Origin of the sequence: Acinetobacter sp. LoGeW2-3 (genome assembly GCF_002688565.1) — a bacterium.
In the GTDB taxonomy this organism is placed as follows: Bacteria; Pseudomonadota; Gammaproteobacteria; order Pseudomonadales; family Moraxellaceae; genus Acinetobacter.
Genome location: NZ_CP024011.1, coordinates 1252504 through 1272485, shown reverse-complemented (window position 1 = coordinate 1272485; position 19982 = coordinate 1252504). Strand labels below are relative to the sequence as shown.

The 19982-nt window shown below is 42.5% G+C and carries 20 protein-coding genes and 2 tRNA genes; 7 read left to right on the top strand and 15 right to left on the bottom strand.

Annotated elements, in window-relative coordinates:
• Positions 1-186: 186 nt before the first annotated feature.
• Entirely contained in the window at positions 187-1437 is a 1251-nt protein-coding gene (locus BS636_RS06045; protein WP_099337974.1) for a sensor domain-containing diguanylate cyclase, read from the top strand.
• Positions 1438-1563: 126 nt separating this feature from the next.
• Here the strand turns inward: BS636_RS06045 and guaA are convergent, their stop codons facing one another.
• From guaA to BS636_RS06025, 4 genes are all read right to left on the bottom strand, one after another.
• A complete protein-coding gene (guaA, locus tag BS636_RS06040) occupies positions 1564-3132 on the bottom strand; it encodes a glutamine-hydrolyzing GMP synthase (RefSeq protein WP_099337973.1) in 1569 nt (522 codons plus the stop codon).
• Between the two features lie 280 nt (positions 3133-3412).
• The gene (locus BS636_RS06035) at positions 3413-3811 is read right to left on the bottom strand and encodes a NirD/YgiW/YdeI family stress tolerance protein (RefSeq protein ID WP_099337972.1); all 399 of its coding nucleotides are present in this window, start codon (positions 3809-3811) and stop codon (positions 3413-3415) included.
• A gap of 154 nt (positions 3812-3965) precedes the next feature.
• Positions 3966-4328: a NirD/YgiW/YdeI family stress tolerance protein gene (locus tag BS636_RS06030; protein WP_099337971.1), complete on the bottom strand. Its 363-nt coding sequence runs from the start codon at positions 4326-4328 to the stop codon at positions 3966-3968.
• A gap of 105 nt (positions 4329-4433) precedes the next feature.
• The gene (locus BS636_RS06025) at positions 4434-4874 is read right to left on the bottom strand and encodes a DoxX family protein (RefSeq protein ID WP_099337970.1); all 441 of its coding nucleotides are present in this window, start codon (positions 4872-4874) and stop codon (positions 4434-4436) included.
• Between the two features lie 195 nt (positions 4875-5069).
• Between BS636_RS06025 and BS636_RS06020 the strand changes: the two genes are divergently transcribed.
• Positions 5070-5708 carry a DedA family protein gene (locus tag BS636_RS06020; RefSeq protein WP_099337969.1) on the top strand — a complete coding sequence of 213 codons (639 nt, stop codon included), beginning with the start codon at positions 5070-5072 and terminating at the stop codon, positions 5706-5708.
• Between the two features lie 17 nt (positions 5709-5725).
• Here the strand turns inward: BS636_RS06020 and BS636_RS06015 are convergent, their stop codons facing one another.
• The 5 genes from BS636_RS06015 to BS636_RS05995 form a co-directional block, all read right to left on the bottom strand.
• Complete coding sequence (locus tag BS636_RS06015) at positions 5726-6319, bottom strand: LysE family translocator (RefSeq protein WP_099339611.1); 594 nt, start codon at positions 6317-6319, stop codon at positions 5726-5728.
• Between the two features lie 190 nt (positions 6320-6509).
• Positions 6510-6905, bottom strand: a complete 396-nt coding sequence (locus BS636_RS06010) for a hypothetical protein (protein WP_099339610.1) — start codon at positions 6903-6905, stop codon at positions 6510-6512.
• 16 nt (positions 6906-6921) lie between these two features.
• Positions 6922-7758, bottom strand: a complete 837-nt coding sequence (locus BS636_RS06005; protein WP_099337968.1) for a ParA family protein — start codon at positions 7756-7758, stop codon at positions 6922-6924.
• 61 nt (positions 7759-7819) lie between these two features.
• A complete protein-coding gene (locus tag BS636_RS06000) occupies positions 7820-8212 on the bottom strand; it encodes a SirB2 family protein (protein ID WP_099337967.1) in 393 nt (130 codons plus the stop codon).
• Between the two features lie 9 nt (positions 8213-8221).
• The gene (locus tag BS636_RS05995) at positions 8222-8530 is read right to left on the bottom strand and encodes a BolA family protein (protein WP_099337966.1); all 309 of its coding nucleotides are present in this window, start codon (positions 8528-8530) and stop codon (positions 8222-8224) included.
• Positions 8531-8769: 239 nt separating this feature from the next.
• On the opposite strand from BS636_RS05995, the gene BS636_RS05990 reads away from it, so the two are divergent.
• A tRNA-Gly gene (locus tag BS636_RS05990) sits at positions 8770-8845 on the top strand.
• Between the two features lie 47 nt (positions 8846-8892).
• Positions 8893-8968: transfer RNA gene (locus BS636_RS05985), tRNA-Gly, on the top strand.
• Positions 8969-9295: 327 nt separating this feature from the next.
• Here BS636_RS05985 and BS636_RS05980 read toward each other — a convergent pair.
• The 5 genes from BS636_RS05980 to BS636_RS05960 form a co-directional block, all read right to left on the bottom strand.
• Positions 9296-10654 carry an MFS transporter gene (locus tag BS636_RS05980; RefSeq protein WP_099337965.1) on the bottom strand — a complete coding sequence of 453 codons (1359 nt, stop codon included), beginning with the start codon at positions 10652-10654 and terminating at the stop codon, positions 9296-9298.
• Between the two features lie 102 nt (positions 10655-10756).
• Positions 10757-11461: a fumarylacetoacetate hydrolase family protein gene (locus BS636_RS05975; protein WP_099337964.1), complete on the bottom strand. Its 705-nt coding sequence runs from the start codon at positions 11459-11461 to the stop codon at positions 10757-10759.
• Between the two features lie 36 nt (positions 11462-11497).
• Positions 11498-12136: a maleylacetoacetate isomerase gene (gene maiA / locus BS636_RS05970; protein WP_099337963.1), complete on the bottom strand. Its 639-nt coding sequence runs from the start codon at positions 12134-12136 to the stop codon at positions 11498-11500.
• A complete protein-coding gene (locus BS636_RS05965) occupies positions 12133-13353 on the bottom strand; it encodes a 3-hydroxybenzoate 6-monooxygenase (protein ID WP_099337962.1) in 1221 nt (406 codons plus the stop codon). Before BS636_RS05965 ends, maiA begins: the two co-directional genes overlap by 4 nt.
• Positions 13354-13372: 19 nt before the next feature.
• Positions 13373-14410: a cupin domain-containing protein gene (locus BS636_RS05960; protein WP_099337961.1), complete on the bottom strand. Its 1038-nt coding sequence runs from the start codon at positions 14408-14410 to the stop codon at positions 13373-13375.
• 150 nt (positions 14411-14560) lie between these two features.
• On the opposite strand from BS636_RS05960, the gene BS636_RS05955 reads away from it, so the two are divergent.
• From BS636_RS05955 to BS636_RS05945, 3 genes are all read left to right on the top strand, one after another.
• Complete coding sequence (locus BS636_RS05955) at positions 14561-15460, top strand: LysR family transcriptional regulator (protein ID WP_099337960.1); 900 nt, start codon at positions 14561-14563, stop codon at positions 15458-15460.
• Between the two features lie 400 nt (positions 15461-15860).
• Positions 15861-16826: an alpha/beta hydrolase gene (locus BS636_RS05950; protein ID WP_099337959.1), complete on the top strand. Its 966-nt coding sequence runs from the start codon at positions 15861-15863 to the stop codon at positions 16824-16826.
• Positions 16827-17196: 370 nt separating this feature from the next.
• Positions 17197-18708: an aldehyde dehydrogenase family protein gene (locus BS636_RS05945; protein ID WP_099337958.1), complete on the top strand. Its 1512-nt coding sequence runs from the start codon at positions 17197-17199 to the stop codon at positions 18706-18708.
• A 54-nt stretch (positions 18709-18762) separates the two neighbouring features.
• Here BS636_RS05945 and BS636_RS05940 read toward each other — a convergent pair whose 3' ends face one another.
• Positions 18763-19950 (bottom strand): capsular biosynthesis protein, encoded by a 1188-nt coding sequence (locus BS636_RS05940; RefSeq protein ID WP_322872167.1) that lies wholly within the window; start codon positions 19948-19950, stop codon positions 18763-18765.
• Positions 19951-19982: the final 32 nt, after the last annotated feature.

The window sequence follows — 19982 nt, the reverse complement described above, 5'->3', positions numbered from 1 at the left end:
ACCTAAGGTATATGCGGAATCCTTAACCTCTCCGTCTCCTCAAAGCTAATTTTGACCTCAAATCATTTGTAACCGAAGATGTCTATTTTATATCCATACTTTGAAAAAACATTTTTGAGGAATAGAATAAATTTCATATAAAAAATTAAGACTTAGATACTTTTATTTTCTCATGGGGAAGGCTAAATGCCACAAGAATATCATAAGGATTCACGCCTTCTGATTCAGCAGGCTCTTAAAGATCCTCTGGTGCGGATTCCTCGTACCTTAAAATCTGCCTATTATTCCCATCAGAAAAAGCTGCACCTCAGGTATCTGCTGCAAGTCAATCTATTTGCCCAGTTTGCTTATGCTTCTTATACCCTTGCCGATATATATGTACTGCGTGACGTTCATACCCAGTTACTCGTGACCAAACTTGGTTTTACTGCTGTCATGCTCCTGATCACGGTTTGGATATACCAACACAGCAAGAATTTACCATTATTTGATCTGTTACTGCCCTCTTCGATTATTGGTGCCAGTGCAGTCTGGTTTTTTAATTTAAACCAGTCTGAAAGCCCTTACACCCTTATTTACCAATATGCCTCTCTGGTCTTTATTGTGCTGGCCAATTTGAGTGTGCATGTGCATTTTAAACCATCGCTGATTACATCTGCCTTGATTACCCTGATGATCTATATCGGTGTGTATTTCAATATCAAAGGTGATCTGCAACAGCTGGTTCTATTTTCGCTGATCTATCTTCCGGTACTGAGTTTTAGTATCTATATCAGCTGGAATTCGACGCTTAAATCTCGGGTTGTATTTTTACAACATACCTTGAACGAGTATAACCGTCAGGCTTTTGAGCATATGGCGCATACTGATTCTTTGACAGGATTAAATAACCGTCGCTTCTTTGAATATTTGGCTCAGCAACATGTGACAAATACACATGAAGAAGTAACACCAAATCCAAGTTCATTGATTGTGTTTGACGTCGATCATTTTAAAAAGATTAATGATAACTATGGGCATGATGTGGGGGATCAGGTACTGCAAATCATTGCGGAAACTGCACGAAGTGAAATGCGAAATACTGATATTTTGGCACGCTACGGCGGAGAAGAGTTTGTTGCCCTGCTCCCGGATACGCATCTGGATGATGCACTGAAAATTGCTGATCGTTTAAGACAGCGGATTGAGCAAACTGAAGTCATTCTTACTCAAGGTCAGCTATTAAAGTTCACCATTTCAGTGGGTGCTACGATTGTAGAAACCTGTGAAACAGACTTACATTCTTCAATTAAACAGGCGGATATCGCCCTATATCAGGCCAAAGCCAATGGACGCAATCGGGTTGAGCAATATGATCCTTTCATTAGTCCTAATGTAGAGCCGCAAATGCAAGGTTCCTGGAGTAATGACCGAAATATCAAAGTGGCTGGAGAATGACAAAGATATAAAAAAGAGCGCCGGGGCGCTCTTTTTTTTATTGAGTATTCAGGTCATCCTGAATAGCCTCGAACATAGTTCTCGGCGTAAAACTGGCACGAAGCAGCGCTTCGTGAAAGCCCAGTTTTACTCCCATTCAATTGTTGCAGGTGGTTTAGAAGAAACGTCATACACCACACGTGAAACTTCAGCAATTTCATTCATGATACGAGTCGAGATTTTGTCTACCAGCTCGTATGGAAGATGAGCAAAACGTGCAGTCATGAAGTCGACAGTTTCAACCGCACGAAGCGCGATGACCCATGCATAACGACGACCATCACCTACGACACCCACAGATTTTACTGGTTGGAATACCGCGAATGCTTGAGCAGTTTTATCATACCAGCCACTTGCACGAAGCTCTTGCATAAAGATGTCATCAGCCAAACGAAGAATGTCAGCATATTCTTTCTTTACTTCACCCAGAATACGAACACCTAGACCTGGGCCTGGGAACGGATGACGGTAAAGCATTTCAAAAGGAAGACCTAAAGTAGTACCCAATTTACGTACTTCATCTTTGAACAGGTCACGGATTGGTTCAACCAGTTCAAACGCTAAATCTTCTGGTAAACCTCCCACGTTATGGTGCGATTTAATCACGTGTGCTTTACCTTGTTTGCTTGCAGCAGATTCGATCACGTCAGGGTAAATCGTACCTTGAGCAAGGAAGTTCACGCCATCAAGCTTACGTGCTTCTTCAGCGAATACTTCAATGAATTCACGACCGATGATTTTACGTTTTTTCTCTGGATCAACTTCACCAGCAAGCGCAGTCAAGAAACGCTCTTCAGCATCAGCACGAATCACACGGATACCCATGTTTTTCGCAAACATGTCCATCACTTGTTCGCCTTCGTTCAAACGAAGAAGACCATTGTCCACGAATACACATGTCAATTGGTCACCAATCGCACGGTGTAACAGCGCAGCAACAACAGATGAATCCACACCGCCAGAAAGACCTAGAAGTACTTTTTGGTCACCAATCTGTTCACGAAGTTGTTGAACACGTAGGTCGATGATGTTTTCAGAGTTCCACAAGCTGCGGCAACCACAGATGTTGTGAACGAAGTTAGACAGTAACTCTTTACCTTTAGCAGTATGCGTTACTTCTGGGTGGAACTGAATACCATAGAAACGGCGTTTTTCATCAGACACCATTGCCACTGGGCAGCTTGGTGTGCTGGCAGTAATCTGGAAGCCTTCTGGAATTTGAGTCACTTTGTCACCGTGGCTCATCCAGACTTTCAATTTGTCTGCTGAATCTTCAAGATCGCCAATAAGACCATCACGGATTTGAATGTCTACTTCAGCATAACCGAATTCATGTACTGTACCTGGCTCAACCTTACCGCCAAGTTGTGCAGACATGGTTTGCAGACCGTAGCAAATACCCAATACAGGAACGCCCAAGTTGAATACCACTTCAGGTGCGCGTGGGCTACCTTCTTCGTGTACGCTCTCAGGACCACCAGACAGGATGATACCGTTTGGATTAAATGCACGAATGTCTTCTTCAGACATGTCATAGGCAAACATTTCAGAATATACGCCAGATTCACGTACGCGACGCGCAATCAACTGACTATATTGAGAACCGAAATCCAAAATCAGGATACGATCTTCAGTGATTTGAGTATTGGTAGTCATGACAAACAACTATAGAAAGGCAAACGAAAGATAAGCGCCGTATTCTATCATTTTTCGATGCATTAAGCACACTATTCGCGCAGTGTTGATATTTACTTGATCGGATTATGATTCTGGAAGAATGAAATACTCATTTCAAAACAGTTTGGATAGGATGATTATTGTATTATTCAGTTCTGGATATCCTCCACTGACCAGAATAGAGGATATCGTCTTTGAAGAATTTTATATTGTGATTAAATCGGAGAAATCAGACTTTGCTTCCAGCGCTTATCATGTATTAATGCTGGTTATACCACTGCCATTGCTCTTTACTACCTGATATTTTTTCCAGTTTCTCGACATCAATAATCGTTGATTTATCACTTTGGGTATCAACTTCACCCATAATGTTGACCTGATCACCTGCTTTTAAATGAATCGGTTTCCACACCTCATCATCTACATCGATTTCGATAGATCCACTCCCATCCTTAAATTTAAAATGATCACCTCTTATTCGTTTAACAATGACACCTGATAAGGTGACCGCCGTTTCATCTGCCAGTTGTTTTGCTTGCGCAACACTCACTGTATTTTGAGCCACGTTCCTTAACATTTCAGCTTCACGCTGTCCGGCCCAAGATGCGGTAGCAAACATGGTACTGGTGAGAAATACAACCAATAACATTTGCTTCATGATTGATTCCACTATGTAGTTTCATCAGGATTATTGAAACAAATCTAGTTCATTTTGTATGCGGTTTTTAAGTTATTGCTCTGTTGAAAAATGCAGTAATAAATATATTTTTGTAGAAAAACCCTGCCCGCGTACAGGGCTTTCAAGACTGGTTTTATTTCACTCTCTCAATCTGAATCACATCAATATCAGTCGGTTCATCACTATGGGTATCGACTTCACCCAAAATGCGGACGTGATCACCGGCTTTCAGACGTAAAGGTTTCCATTGATCATCATCAACCTCAATAATAATTGAACCGGTTTTATCTTTGAGTTCGAACTCATCGCTTTGCGTCGCGAGTTGTCTGACGATCTGACCATTTAGGGTCACGCCTGTCTCATCATTCAGCTCTTTGGCCTGCGCAATGCTGACTACATTGGTTTTCGCCTCATTAAAAATATCTTCATCTGTTTTTGCCCAGAGGGATAGGCTGGCAATAGTAAGCAATGCACTCAAAATCATATATTTATTCATTTTTTAGTCCTACTTCTACTTATTTAAGGATCTAAGAAAATATCTACACAGCTTCGCAGCGAAGCTATAAGCTCTGCGATTCGTTATATATCCAGTTATGAAGACTTAAATTCTATGTTGCGGCCCAGTATTGCGCGTCATCAGATAGTCCAGGCTAAAACGCCCTGCACCGTGCAGAAACAGGAATAACAGACCACCGGTCATGGCAATATTTTTCATCAGGTGAATAATCTCTTCCTCAGCACCATGAAAAATAAAACCACAGATAAAGGTAAAGGCTGCTAAAGCCAGTGCCGCTATACGTGCCTGAAAGCCGAACAGGATTGCTAACCCGCCACCTCCAACAAGAAGAATACTGAGTGGTAGCAATTCACTGGGCACATTAAATGATTCCATATAGCCTGCTGTGGCATCGTAATTCTGGATTTTCATCCAGGCTGAACCGAGGAAGATAAAGGAAGTAAGTACACGCGCCACCAGATTAATCAGGGCTTCAGTAGTGGGCGTGAGGAAGATTTTTTGTAAGGTCAAATCGGGATTAAGCATGGGAGTCACCTATTGGTTTTTATTTTAATGGCGTATCCATGCTATGCCTGTTTTTCAGCGGCTTCAAAAATAATTTGTAAGCTAAATTATTGTTAAAAATTTCATGGTTCAGTCGGCAATTTATTTATGTTTTGGTACTGACTTTCCGGTCCTGGACTGTTAGCATTTCAGCACACTTTTGCTTGTACTGGTCCCATGGAACTGCTTGATTTTATCCTACACGTAGATGACCACCTGCTTGAATTCATCACCAATTATGGGGTGTGGATTTATGCAATTCTTTTCCTGATTATCTTTGTAGAAACGGGACTGGTGGTGATGCCATTCCTGCCGGGCGACAGTTTGTTATTTGCTGCAGGTGCATTGGCAGCTTCAACGGGTGCTATGGATCCATGGGTACTGATTCCACTTCTATTCCTTGCAGCAGCATTAGGCGATACCCTGAACTATCATATCGGCAAGTTTATTGGACCACGTGTCTTTGAAATTGAATCGCGCTTTATTAATAAAAAGCATCTGTTAGCGACACAGCAGTTCTTTGCTAAACATGGCGGTAAAACCATTATTTTTGCCCGTTTTGTGCCTTTTGCCCGTACCTTTGCACCTTTCGTAGCCGGTGCTGGCAGCATGAATTACAAATTCTTCCTGAGCTATAACGTGATTGGCGCTTTTTTGTGGATCAGCTCATTTGTGATTCTGGGTTATCTGTTTGGCAATATGCCAATCGTGAAAGATAACTTTACCCATCTGATCTTCGGTATCATCATTATCAGTGTATTGCCAGGTATCTTTGGCTTTATTCAGCAAAAGCTGAAAAAGAACAAAATGGCTTAAAATTAAAAACCGCAGGCTCAGTTAAAGATACTGATAATCAGCGGAATTAAGCATAGCAGCAAAAACAGAACCGACCCTTTATAAACCAGGTCGGTTTTTATTTTTTCAGATTCTCCTGCCAGAATTGCCTGACCGAAGGACATCCAGAACACAAACACCGGTAACGTCACTAGACTAAATATCGCAAAGACCAGTACAAAATTGGTGGGACTTTCCCAGGTCGCCATAGGCAAGATACCCGCAGCAAATAAAGCTGCTTTGGGATTTTTTAAAGTCGCAGTAAACATCTGCCAAGGTCGTATCATCGGGTGCTTATGGTTATGTTGTTCCAGCTGTTTGGCTTTAAACAGGCGGAAGGTCATCCAGCCGACGGTAATCGAACTCAATATATGCAGCATGCCTTGGAAATTTGGCCAGATCGGCACTGCAAGATGAATCAGTAGAGCCCAGACATTAATGGCATAGAAATAGCCCAGCAGAATGGCAGGCATATATAAACTGGTTCTGGCCTGACCATGTTGATGTGCAGCACTTGCAACCAGTGCATTGCCCGGTCCGGGAATCATCAATACTGCAATCACAGCCAAAATAAATAGCCAGTTTTCGATCATACGCAAACTTACCCCAAAGAATGGCGCAACATTAACGAAACTACCCAGCATATAACAAGATGAAAATTCTCATAAATTTGTTCCGGACAGTCATTCCAGCCTGTTTACTATGCAAAATAAAGACCATTGGTAGAATACAGTGCTAAAAAATGCCGACCTTAGTCAGCATTTTCATTTTTGATCTTCATCACTATTTTTGGGGTGCAGTCTGGCGAACAATCAGTGGACAACTCTTATAACGCGCTGCCTGTACAATTGCTTCCTGCTCACCTAACAGACGAGCTACTTCAGTTTTTTTGGTAGTGGAAGACTGGCCCATATTTACAGAAATACTTGGTCCAATGCCCCAACCACTATGGCTACCCCAGCCACCGCCAACACCCACGCCGACACCAACACCGGTACGTTTCGGTGCTTGCACGCCACTGTCGATATACTGCTGGATACGGTTGTATTCGCCCTGTAGCTGACCACAGTCAAAAGACTGATATTGGGTTGGCGACACATAGGTCGGCTTGACGGTCGTGGCACAGGCACTCAACAATGCCAGACCCACGATGCCAAGACTGAATTTCACGAGTTTCATGCTGGAATCATCAATCTTATTTTTGCTCAATCTCATTGAACAACGATTGATAGGCCTGAGTCAATTTATGATCAGTAGCCAGATGAATTAAGGGCTGATTTTTCTGATGTGATTCCTTCATGATCACTGATGGCGGCAGCATATTATCTAGCACTGGCAAGCCCTCATCTTTGAGCTGCTGAACCACATCACGTGGCAATTTGGCTTGCGCCTGGAACTGATTCACCACAATGCCTTCAATTTCCAGACGGTCATTATGATCGTCCTGGGTTTCGATCACATTTTCAATCAGGGTATGCAGCGCGCGTTTGGAGAACACATCACAGTCAAAAGGAATCAATACCCGATCTGCCGCAATCAGCGCCGATAAAGTAAAGAAATTAAAAGCTGGCGGTGTATCAATAAATACCCGCTCATACTGACCTGACAGCTGCTGCAAAGCATCGCGTAGCTTATAGATTTTGTGTTTGGATTCTAGTGCATGTGCCAGTGTACCTAGGCTTGGACTGGCTGGAATAACATCCAGATGTTTAAAGGGCGACTGGTGCACATAGCTTTCTAGCCCTTTGGAACGGGTTTTCAGAATCGAGCCGATGGCATTACCTATTAGGCTCTTGTTTTGCTGGCTGCCTAGCACCTCATCAAAATAGTTTTCAATATTGGGTTCTAATGCAGGTTTATCTCCCGAATAGGTCGCATCATCGCCAAGCAGATACTGACTGGAATTGGCCTGTGGATCGAGGTCAATCAATAGGGTTTTATGGCCCTGATGTGCACTGATCGCTGCCAGATTCACAGCAATACTCGACTTCCCCACGCCACCCTTTTGGTTAAACACCACACGTGTACGCATTAAAACCCCCTATTATTTTTATCAATCTATTTAAATTTGGCTAAGTAAAATGATTTATGTTTTAGCCAAAAGTTGGCTTAATAATCACCAGTGCCATAATTGCAGCTAATGAAATGATAGCAACAACCAAGCCAGCACGACGCTGAACCAGGAGCACTGAATCGTCTTTTTTATAGGCTTTCATCAATGATGAAACCAGTACCAGGAATAAAATGACCTTGGCATAGAACCAGGGCTGTACCTCAAAATTCTTCATGACCAGCGCAATGACACCAGTCAGGGCAATCACGGCAAGTGCCAGATGCTGCAAGGCAACAAATAGCTTGCGTGCAATTGGATTAGGTAAATTGCCCTGGGTACCTACAAACAAGGTAAATGCACGTGCCAGAATTGCAACAATTGCCAGGCTGGCTGCAGACATATGGATAATCTTGACGAGTAATTGGGTTTCCATATGTTCCTCTTAGTTTTTCGGGGCATGAGCGCATTCTGGACTGGTGGTATCCTGACCGACCCACTCTTCTGGAAGGAACGCATGGATCGCTAGCGCATGGATTTTTTCCGGGCTCAACAAGTCCCCTACTGCTGCATAAACTTTCTGATGACGCTGCACCTGACGTAGGCCGGCAAAGGCTTCACTGACAATCACTGCTTTAAAGTGTGATTCTTTACCTGGGTAATAACCACCATGACCAGAAGACTCATTCACCACCTCAAGATGAGATGGAGACAAGGTAGCCAGACGTTCCCTTAATACTTGTTCAATGCTCATGGCCTTCTCCAAAAATAAAAATGTCTCAAATTTCCTTCAGTATACCCTGTTCTGTTGGGAGTTTTACTGTCCACAAAGACGGTTAAAGGCTACCAAGCTTCTGTTTTAACAAAATTTTGCATAAATTTTGTCTGTTTATATGACTGGATTGGCTGAATTGATTTTATTTTATGCAAACGGTGCAAGATTTTTCATAAAGTTATTGACCCTGTTTTTGCATGCTGTATTATACACGGCATGCGGGAATAGCTCAGTTGGTAGAGCACAACCTTGCCAAGGTTGGGGTCGCGAGTTCGAGTCTCGTTTCCCGCTCCAAATTCTTTTTTGTTTAGTTTTTTAACAGTAAAAAATTATTCGACCCTGCGGGAATAGCTCAGTTGGTAGAGCACAACCTTGCCAAGGTTGGGGTCGCGAGTTCGAGTCTCGTTTCCCGCTCCAGATTTTAAAAGCCCTGATCGAAAGATTGGGGCTTTTTTATTTCCAGGGTATTTAGCCAGCTAGAGATCAGATACTTAGTTCCATAGACTTCTAGTAGACTATTTCTACCATCCTTCTGCTTCAATTAAATCATTCATCTAAAAGATAAAAAATTATTGTCTTCAGCCAGTTATCTATAATCAGAATAATGTCTGCGTGTATAAAGTACGTCCCAATGAATCAACCCCTAAACTGCTGTTAAGTGCCGATAAGAAATTCTAATTTTTTGAATCCTGAAAATAAAAAAGTTGGGAAAATGCCCAACTTTTTTGCATCAAAACTTAATTTTTAGCTTTGAGCAACTGCTGCATATTCCGATTTGACAGCTTTTTTCTTCATCTGTTTCAACATAAACAATGCAAAGGCGGCAAAGAGTGCAGGAATAGCCAGCAAGGATAGAATTTCAAATGTCGTCAGGTTTAATGACATCAACCAGCCACCAATCACCGAACCTACCACTGAACCAGAACGGCCGACTGCATTTGCCCAGCTTACACCTGTTGCACGACAGTGGGTTGGATAGAAACTTGATGAAAACGCGTTGACACCGACTTGTGAACCGCTGATGCCAATCCCTACACCAAACATGCCTAAAAGTAACAATGGCATCATGGCATTTTCGATACCAAATCCTAAGCACACCAGGAAGACTGCACCTAGGATGTAAGCCATGCTCAACACTTTGGTTGAATCCGTTTTATCCATCATGTAGCCAATAACAATCGCACCAATCGTACCGCCCACCTGGAATACTGAAGTTACCCAAGATGCATTTTCAAGATTAAAACCGTGATTGGTCAACATGGTTGGCATCCAGCTTGAAATCAAATAGATGATCAACAGGCTCATGAAGAAAGTGCACCAGATCAGGAAAGTACCCAGCGCATATTGACGGCTAAATAAGTCACGAATACCGGTTTTATTGGTTTCATTTGGTGTTGGCACCAAACGTGGAGGATTTACAACATGTGGTGCAATTTTACAGACAATTTTATCAATTTTTTCTTGGGCTTTATTTTTTAGCACCAGGAATTTAAGTGACTCAGGAAGGAATAGAAGTAAGAAAGGAATGGTTGCCAGTGGCGCAATCCCACCAATCATCAGAATCCCATGCCAACCGATACTCGGAAGCAGTTGTGCAGATAGAATGCCACCCAATGCAGAACCAATGGTAAAACCACAGAACATTAAAGTCACAAGATTAGAACGACGGCGGGTTGGGCTATATTCAGAGGTCAAGGTAATCGCATTTGGCATTGCCCCGCCTAAACCTAGGCCTGTCACAAAGCGCCAGAAAATCAGTGAGTTTAAATCTGTTGCAAATGCAGAGATGAGACTGGCCAGACCAAAGACAAAGATGGAACCAATCAAAATCGTTTTACGGCCCAATTTATCGGAAAGTGGTCCAAACACCAATGCACCGGCCATCAAACCAAATAAACCCGCACCAAATAATGGTGCCAGACTGGTCGCTTCTAATGCCCATTCAGCTTTTAACGCGGGTGCAATAAAGCCGACAGCAGCTGTATCAAAACCATCGATTGCCACGATGATAAAGCAGAGCCACATAATGAGTTTTTGTGAACGGGAAAGTGGATTGCGATCAATGAAGCTTTGTACATCGATCGATTGCTGATTCTGAGACATAGGAAACCCTCTTTCAAAAACGCATCCCTACGTTTTTGCATTCCTGAGTAAATAGAAGATGGCTCATGCTGTTATTGTTGTGAGCCATCTTTAAAGCAAATGTTAGATTACATTTACAGTGATACCAGTTAAGCCTGCGACTTCCGCACGCATTACATCACCTTTCACAACTGCACCAACGCCTTCTGGTGTACCTGTGAAAATTAAGTCACCAGCTTTTAATTCAAACAAAGTTGAAAGATTGGCAATCGTTTCTGATACATCCCAAATTAGATGGCTCACATCACTGCGTTGTTCAGTTTTACCGTTCACAGTTAAGTGAATGTCCGCTTGATTGATTTCGCCTGTGGCAGAAATTGGGTGAATTGGACCAATGGGTGCAGAGAAGTCGAATGCTTTACCAATTTCCCATGGACGGCCTTTTTCACGCATACCCATTTGCAAGTCACGGCGAGTCATGTCCAGACCGACCGCATAACCAAAAATGTAGTCTTTCGCGTCTTCAACTGAAATGTCTTTACCATCTTTACCAATCGCTACTACAAGCTCGATTTCGTAATGGTAGTTTGACGTTTGGGTTGGGTATGGAAGATCAACGGCCTGACCTGCAGGTACTGGCACAACTGATTCCTTATCATTTGGTTTGCAGAAGAAGAATGGTGGTTCACGATCTGGATCGAAGCCCATTTCACGTGCATGCGCAGCATAGTTACGACCTACACAGTACACACGGCGTACTGGATATTGCTGTTCAGAATCTACAATCGGCAATGCAGCAGTTTCAATCGGTTCAAATACAAATGACATAATAAATTTCCTGATTTAAATCTTTAATAACTGTGTTTAGATTGCATCTGCTTGTTGTGCAGGATCCGCTTTTTGGAAAGCCTCCAACTGCATGCAATGCTCATAAATCGAAACAATCGTTGGATAAGGGGTTAAATCCACCTTAAAGCGTTTTGCTGAATAGACTTGCGGAATCAAATACACATCTGCCAATGTTGCACTGTTGCCATAACAGAAGTTTTGTCGTGTCTGATCTTGCTGTAATAGAGCTTCCAAAGCCTCAAAACCTTTAGAAATCCATTCAGCACACCATGCCAATACCTGGTTTTCATCTTGACCAAGATTGTTGCGAAGATACTCAAGCACACGCTTGTTATTAATCGGGTGAATATCACAGCCCACAATTGCTGCCAAAGCACGGACTTTAGCTTTTTCAAATGGGTCTTTTGGAAGAAGTGCGACTTCTGGATATACTTCTTCTAACCATTCAATAATTGCTGGGCTTTGCGTTAATAAGCCTTGTTCTGTTTCCAGCACTGGCACCAAACCCTGAGGGTTCAATGCTTTAAAATCCTCTTGATGATGCTGGTTTTTCGCCAGTGATACAGACACCTGTTCGTAGCTTAAGCCTTTCAGGTTGAGTGCAATTCTTAGACGGTGTGAAGTTCCGCTACGGAAAAAGCCATAGAGTTTCATGCTACTTTTCCTTGAAAATGCTCTGCAGCAACCAGACAGTTTTCAACTTTCCAGCCGTATAACCATTCCATTGCATCGTAGAAACGTTCTGCTGAACGGCCACGCCATAAGTCATTGCGAATCAGACGTTGTACACCATGCGCATGGTAAAGTTTGCCCATTTCTCGTGAAGACAACACAATACGCGCCGTACGGGCAATACGTGATTTTTGATACAGGTCAAAGGCTTGATGGATATCGTTATTGCAGACACGAAGTGCTTCACCCAAGGTCACCGCATCTTCAAGTGCCATACATGCACCTTGTGCCATATATTGCGTGGTAGGATGCGCGGCATCGCCCAATAATGTAATTCGACCAAAGGTCCATTGTGAAATTGGTTCACGGTCTGCAGTCGCCCAACGTTTCCAGCATTTTGGCAGCTCAATAAGCTGACGTGCTTTTGGACAGATGCCTTCGAAGTAAGAGAGGACTTCTTCTTTAGAACCGTCTGTTACGCCCCACTCTTCCTGCTGAAGGCTATGGAAAGTCACAACCACGTTGTATTCTTCACCGCCACGTAATGGGTAATGCACAAGGTGACAGTTTGGCCCAACCCAGATACTTGCTGCGTTCCATTTCAGGTTATCCGGGAATTCTTCTTTCGGCACAACTGCACGATACACCACATGACCCGTTACAAGTGCTGGATCGCCTACTAAAGTTTCACGTACAACTGATTTCACACCGTCCGCACCAATCAAAGCCTGACCGACATAAGTATTGCCATGTTGATCGGTAATTGATACTTCATCTTCAGTTTGGGATACAGACCGAATACGGCAATCGGTAATCACTTCCAGATCACCCACTTTAGATGCGCCTTCAACCAATGAACCATGGATATCGGCACGGTGAATTACCGCATACGGGTTACCGAAACGTTCACGGAAGCGTTCATCAGTTGGAATTTTACCCACTTGGTATTCATCCAACGCATCATGCATCACCATATAGTCAGTATAGACTGCTTTACCACGGGCAATCTCACCGATACCTAAAGCATCGAAAGCATGGAAGGCATTTGGACCTAACTGGATGCCGGCACCAATCTCACCAATTTCTGGTGCCTGTTCAAATACTTTGACTTTGAAGCCTTGTTTCGTCAGTGCCAATGCTGCTGCGAAACCACCGATACCGCCACCTGCGATTAAAATAGGACGTTGATCAATACTCATGTCGATTCCTTCCAAATGTTTAGATGCGTGCGCGTGTCGAATAAAGACCTAACTTTTTCTGTAAAGGTGCTTCATCGGCAACAAAGATATAACAAGGCTCATCACCGTTATTGATTAAATCAATTTGTGCAAAACAAGGTGCACATGCGGTATCTGAACGAGAGAGTTCGTGGCTGTATTCATTGATATCGATCTGCATTTGACCTTCAATCACGTGGAATACTTGAGCTGCAGAACGACGTTTCAGCTGTACCACTTCATTCGGTGCTAAACGGATCGCCGAATAGCCAATAATTTTTTGACAGTCTTCCCCAGTTTCAGGGTTGACATAACTGATTTGCGCAGGCCCTTGATGGCTTGAATCATTTGCTAGGTCATCAAGTACCTGTTTTGCGTTTTTCCATGAATAGCGCAGCAATGGATAGCCAGAGTTTTCACGAACAAAATGCACGCTTGGTACAATGCCTTTGCCATAATGATGACTGCGGTCAGTGCCCTTCACTTCCTGCACATCACCACCTTCTACAAAAGAAGCTTCCATGTAATACACTAGCGGTAGATCCAGTACATCCAGCCAGATCACGGGTTCATTACCATCGTGACCATGTTCATGCCATAAACCTGATGGCGTCAGGATTAAGTCACCGTGCTCCATCATGCATTTCTGGCCTTCTACAGTCGTGTATGCACCCGTACCTTCTACAATCAGACGGACTGCATTTGGGGTATGACGATGTGACGGCGCCCATTCATTCGGCAGTAATAATTGCATGCCTAAATAGATAGAAGAAGTCGCTTTCATGTTTTCCAGACCATGGCCTGGATTTGCCAACACCAGTACACGACGTTCAGCTTTTTCAATTGGGGTTAACTCACCCGCTTGCAGCAATAAAGGCTTGATGTCCTTAAAGTGCCAAGCCGTGACTTGAGTCTGAGGAATGGGTTGCAGCGGTGGTAATACATTACGGAGACTTGGCCAAAGTGGGACAAGATTCGAATCCGTCAAATTTGAGACATACTCTTTCGGTAAATCTTCTAATGTTGCGAGTTGTTCCATCAGCGAGCCTCTTTATATTCAAAAGCAATTTCGATGCAAAATTGCTTGTCCACCCTACGTTTTCGGCCAATTTAGCAACCAAAAAAACTTGTATACATACGCAGAAATGAATAGGCTGTATTGATAAAATCAATACAGCTGGCTGGAAAGATGGATATTGATTCACGACTTATACAAATTTTTTATGAGATTTATCGCCATAAAAGCGTTTCGAAGGCTGCTGCTGCTTTAGGTACGGGGCAGTCGACTTTAAGTATCGGTTTAAACAAATTGCGCGAGCATTTTAATAACCCGTTATTCGTGCGTGTGGGCAATAGCATGGAGCCCACGGATCTCGCTAAGGATATCTTTCCGATTACAGTCGAATTTCTGGAAAAATTGAAGTCAATCAATCAGTACAATATTGATTTTAATCCTAAAAAATCGAATTATGAGTTTAACCTCAGTATGACTGATATCAGTCACCTGGTATTACTCCCAACCTTGATCAATTACTTGAGAGAACATGCACCGAATATCTCTCTGAATATTGTCCCAATTGATAAAGATACCCCAGCAAAAATGGCCAATGGCCAGATCGATCTGGCAATTGGCTTTTTACCGCATCTAGAAGCCGGTTTTTATCAACAAACGCTTTTTAAACAAGAATATACTGTGATCTGTAGCCCCTACCATCCACGCCTGATCAAGGATAGTTTGACTGCTGAAGAATATTGTCGGGAATTACATATTGTGATTCGAGCCACAGGTGGACATTTCATTATTGAAAATGAACTGCGTAAACGTGGGGTAAATCGTAATATTCTGATGCGTTTACCGGGTTATTTGGGTGTTGGCCCAATCATCAAAAATACAGATGCTATTGCCACAGTTCCGCATTATTTAAGCCGTTTTTTACAATCTCGTGGTGATATTAAAATCTTAAGACCGCCTTATTCCTTTCCTCAATACAATGTCAAACAGCATTGGCATGAACGTTCACACAGTAATCCAAACATAGAATGGTTACGTAAGGTCTGTTTTGAGCTGTTTTCTGAATATGGTCAGTAAATGATTGCGGCAAATAGAGGGTTTAAATAAAACTCAGGTAAAAGGAATTTCGGATTCTATATTTAGGAAAATCTCTCTCTATTTATATATTTTTACGATAAGTAATGAAGCAATTTTGGATCAATCTGAATTTTTATTAAAAGTTAACAATAGACTAAAGTTTAAAAGTTTTAGGCCTGTTTTAACATCCATTTCAGCCTGTTTTGCTTAAAAGTAAATCAGAATCTCAGTATCTGCTTCCAGAAAATTACAAGTCTTGCTCCCATTCATTCAGTTTTGATGAGCGCTTTAGCTGTTAAATTCAGGTGATCAGTTCTTGGATCAAAAGTGTTGTTTTTTATTTGACGCCAATGTAGAAATATCTAAATATAAAGCCCAAACAAGAATGTAAGAGAAAATAATGACAACAAAGATAGAAGTAGATTATCAACCCGATATTCTAGGTACCGGTTATGAGCAGGCGACTTTGGACCTTCCCAACGATTATGAAGGGCAGGTGGTGGCAACACTGGTCCGCAAGAAAGCTGCTGAGCCGACTAAAAAAGCGGTCTTGTATATCCATGGCTTTATCGACTATTTCTTCCAGACTGAAATGGCGGAACGCTTTAATGAGCAGGGTTTTGATTTCTATGCGTTGGATCTGCGTAAATATGGTCGTTCTTATTTACCCCATCAAAAATATTATAACGTCCACAACCTGTCTGAATATGATGCGGAAATTACCCAGGCACTAGATATTATTGCTCAGGAAGATCATGAAGCCGTGCTGCTTTGCGGACATTCGACAGGCGGTTTAACCACAACCTTATATGCAGCACATCATCCGGATCATCCATTGATTAAAGCACTTTGGGCAAACAGTCCCTTTTATGACTTTAATATGAGCCGTCTGGAAAAAAAATTTGCAATTCCTCGAATGGCGGCAATGGGCAAACGTTTTCCAAACCTGCTGTTTCCGAGCCGTCTTAATAAATGGTATGTCCCGAGTTTGCATGCCAGCCATCATGGAGAATGGAGCTTTAATCTGGAATGGAAAAAAGTCCGCTATCCAATGGTACGTTTAAGCTTTGTACATGCCATTCATGAAGCTCAAAAAGAACTGCATCAAGGGATTCAGTTGAGTATTCCCGTCCTGATCATGCATTCCCATCAAACCACTTATCCACGAAAATTTAATCGTCATGCGCAAACCAGTGATGTGATTCTGGAAGTGCAGGATATGATTCAGCATGCCCGAAAAATATCAGGCGATGTCACCTTATGCGAAATTCATAATGGTCTGCATGATCTGGTACTGTCAGAAAAAGCAGTACGGGAACAGGTCTATCAACAGCTATTTGAGTGGTTACACACTAAAGGACTTTAACCAGCTCAGAATGATCATGATTTGAAAGATTTTGGGAAGGAAAATAAAACTGCCTTCCCCCCAAAAATTCACCAAAGATATTTTATTTAAAAATAGGTTAATTGTTATTTTGTAGCAGTCTGATCTGTGAGAAATATCATGTTTTAATAGCGCTAAAACTCAATTATCTTAACCTAAGAATTTGATTATTATTAAAAATATTAAAATCCTTTTATGCTCACTTTGTTGCCTTTTGTAGCACGCTTGTAACCTCCCGACATCCTGTCAGATTTGCTCTTTATATTAGCTACAACCACTCACTCCAGGATGAGTCTTCTTCACTTAGCTTTATTTTTCTTATCCCTATAATAATCAATGACAGGACTAAATTATGCGTTATGCAGATCCAAATACTGACGGTTCAAAAATCCAGTTTAAAGCACAATATGAAAACTTCATCGGTGGGAAATGGATTCCACCGGTTAAAGGCGAATATTTTGACAATATCTCCCCCGTAGATGGCAAAGCATTTACCAAAGTCCCCCGTTCATCGGTTGAAGATATAGAACTGGCATTGGATGCCGCTCATGCCGCCAAACAGCAATGGAATAGTGCCTCACCGACCACGCGTTCCAATATTTTGCTCAAAGTTGCCGATCGTCTTGAGGAAAATCTTGAACTGTTGGCGGTAGCAGAAACCTGGGATAACGGTAAACCGATTCGTGAAACCCTGGCTGCCGATATTCCACTCGCGATTGACCACTTCCGTTACTTTGCTGGCTGTATCCGTGCTCAGGAAGGGGGCATTTCCGAAATTGATGATGAAACCATTGCCTACCATTTCCATGAACCACTTGGCGTGGTCGGGCAAATCATCCCATGGAACTTCCCGATTCTGATGGCAGCATGGAAACTGGCACCAGCTTTGGCTGCAGGGAACTGTATTGTGCTGAAACCAGCTGAACAGACGCCTGTGAGTATTCTGGTCTTAGTCGAACTGATTCAGGACATCTTGCCACCAGGTGTACTGAATATCGTCAATGGTTACGGCGTTGAAGTCGGTCGCCCATTGGCAACCAACCCACGCATCGCCAAAATTGCCTTTACCGGCTCGACCGCGGTTGGCCAGATGATCATGCAATATGCCACTGAGAATATTATTCCAGTAACGCTGGAACTTGGTGGCAAATCACCAAACCTGTTCTTCGCGGACATCATGGACCAAGAAGATGACTTCCTAGAAAAATCGCTTGAAGGCTTTGCCATGTTTGCTCTGAATCAGGGTGAAATCTGTACCTGTCCTTCCCGTGCCCTAGTGCAGGAAAGTATTGCTGATAAATTCCTTGAGCGAGCTGTAGAAAGAGTAAAACGGATTAAGACTGGTCATCCACTGGATACCGACACCATGATCGGCGCACAGGCTTCACAGGAACAACAGTACAAGATTCTTGGCTGTATCGCGACTGGCCGTGAAGAAGGTTGTGAGGTTCTCGTGGGTGGTGGAGCACGCAATGAAGTCGGTCAAGGCTTCTATATTGAACCGACCATCTTTAAGGGGTCTAATGAAATGCGTACTTTCCAAGAAGAAATTTTTGGACCAGTTTTAGCAGTTACCACTTTTAAAGATTTTGATGATGCCATCCGCATTGCCAATGATACGATTTATGGCCTAGGTGCTGGTGTCTGGTCTCGTTCAGCACATACTTCTTATCGTGCAGGCCGTGCCATTCAGGCCGGCCGGGTCTGGACCAACTGTTATCACATCTACCCGGCTCATGCTGCCTTCGGTGGATATAAAAAATCCGGGATTGGCCGTGAAAACCATCGCATGATGCTCGATCATTACCAGCAGACTAAAAACCTGCTAGTGAGCTACTCTACTAAACCGGCTGGGTTCTTCTAAGCAGAAACTTTATGAAAAAGCGGACTTAGGTTCGCTTTTTAATCAATTAATAATCTAGATTTTTACCTGATCTTCAATAGTGTCGGGTTGCACCAATGGTTGCATTTCATAATCACTAAACCAAGGTGATTCTCCATAAAAAGAACCATTGAGTTGTGAGTAATCAATCAACCTTTCCCGGAATTTTTTAAAATAAACATGATCTACCTTACCAGGATTACGCCAAAATCTCGACAGCGGACGCTGGTTCGTCAGTTTAGGTAAATTGTATAAAGCGGAACCCAATACTTTTACTGGAATTTGATGATATAAGGCCTGAATGCCAGTAGTACTGTTTACAGCAACAAAACCCAAGGCATGTTTTAATAATGTAGGTAAATGAATATCACAAAAATAGTGAATTCGCCCTTCTACACCGTGCTTGTGCGCTAGCTTGCGTATCAAACTAGCATAATTACGATAACCGCGATCCATCGGATGGTGCTTTAAAACCAGGTGATGATAAGGGTCCGCATGCTGGGCAAAATCCTCGATCACCATCTGGATATATTTTTTCATGCACTTTAATTCAGAATGAGTTCTAATCTGAAAATCATTATGTACCTGTAAGGCAAACACAAAATAGCGTTTTTGATGGTGACGAATAAAATGATCAAATTTACGGCTTTCAAAGCAGGAATTCTTTAAGCGACGAATTCCCGCCCAGATCCAATAATACAGTTCTGTCCAGACACTCATTTGCCGATGGTGTTTATAATCCCGATATTTCCAGAAAAAGATCAGCATAAAAAAGTAATAGGCAATAACGCTGAATATTCTGAGACTGGTACTGCTATGAATGGTTTCAACCTGCTCATTTACCCGGGGGGCTTTTGCAGTCGTCGATTGGAAATGAGTTAAAAATTTTGAAAAGAAGTTAACGCCATCTTGCTCAAAGGTAATGTAGTTCGGACGAATATAGCCTTCTTCAAAGGCAAAAAACTTCACTTTATTTTTTGCTGCTATTTTTTTCGCGGTCTGATGATACTTACGGCAGTCGCCAAAACAGACGACAGCATCAATCTCATGAGTTAATACGAGGTGCTCAATCCATTGGGCAAAATCCGCATAAGTGCCCGTATAATCAAAGCTATATTCAAAGTGACGCGCATCAAACTGATCGCCACCATTGAAATTCACCTTAAAGCATTGAACGCCATTGGACTTTAGCCAGTTGGCAAAATTAGAAAAAAAACCGCCCATAGGGCCCTGCAACAACAAGACCCTGTCTGAAA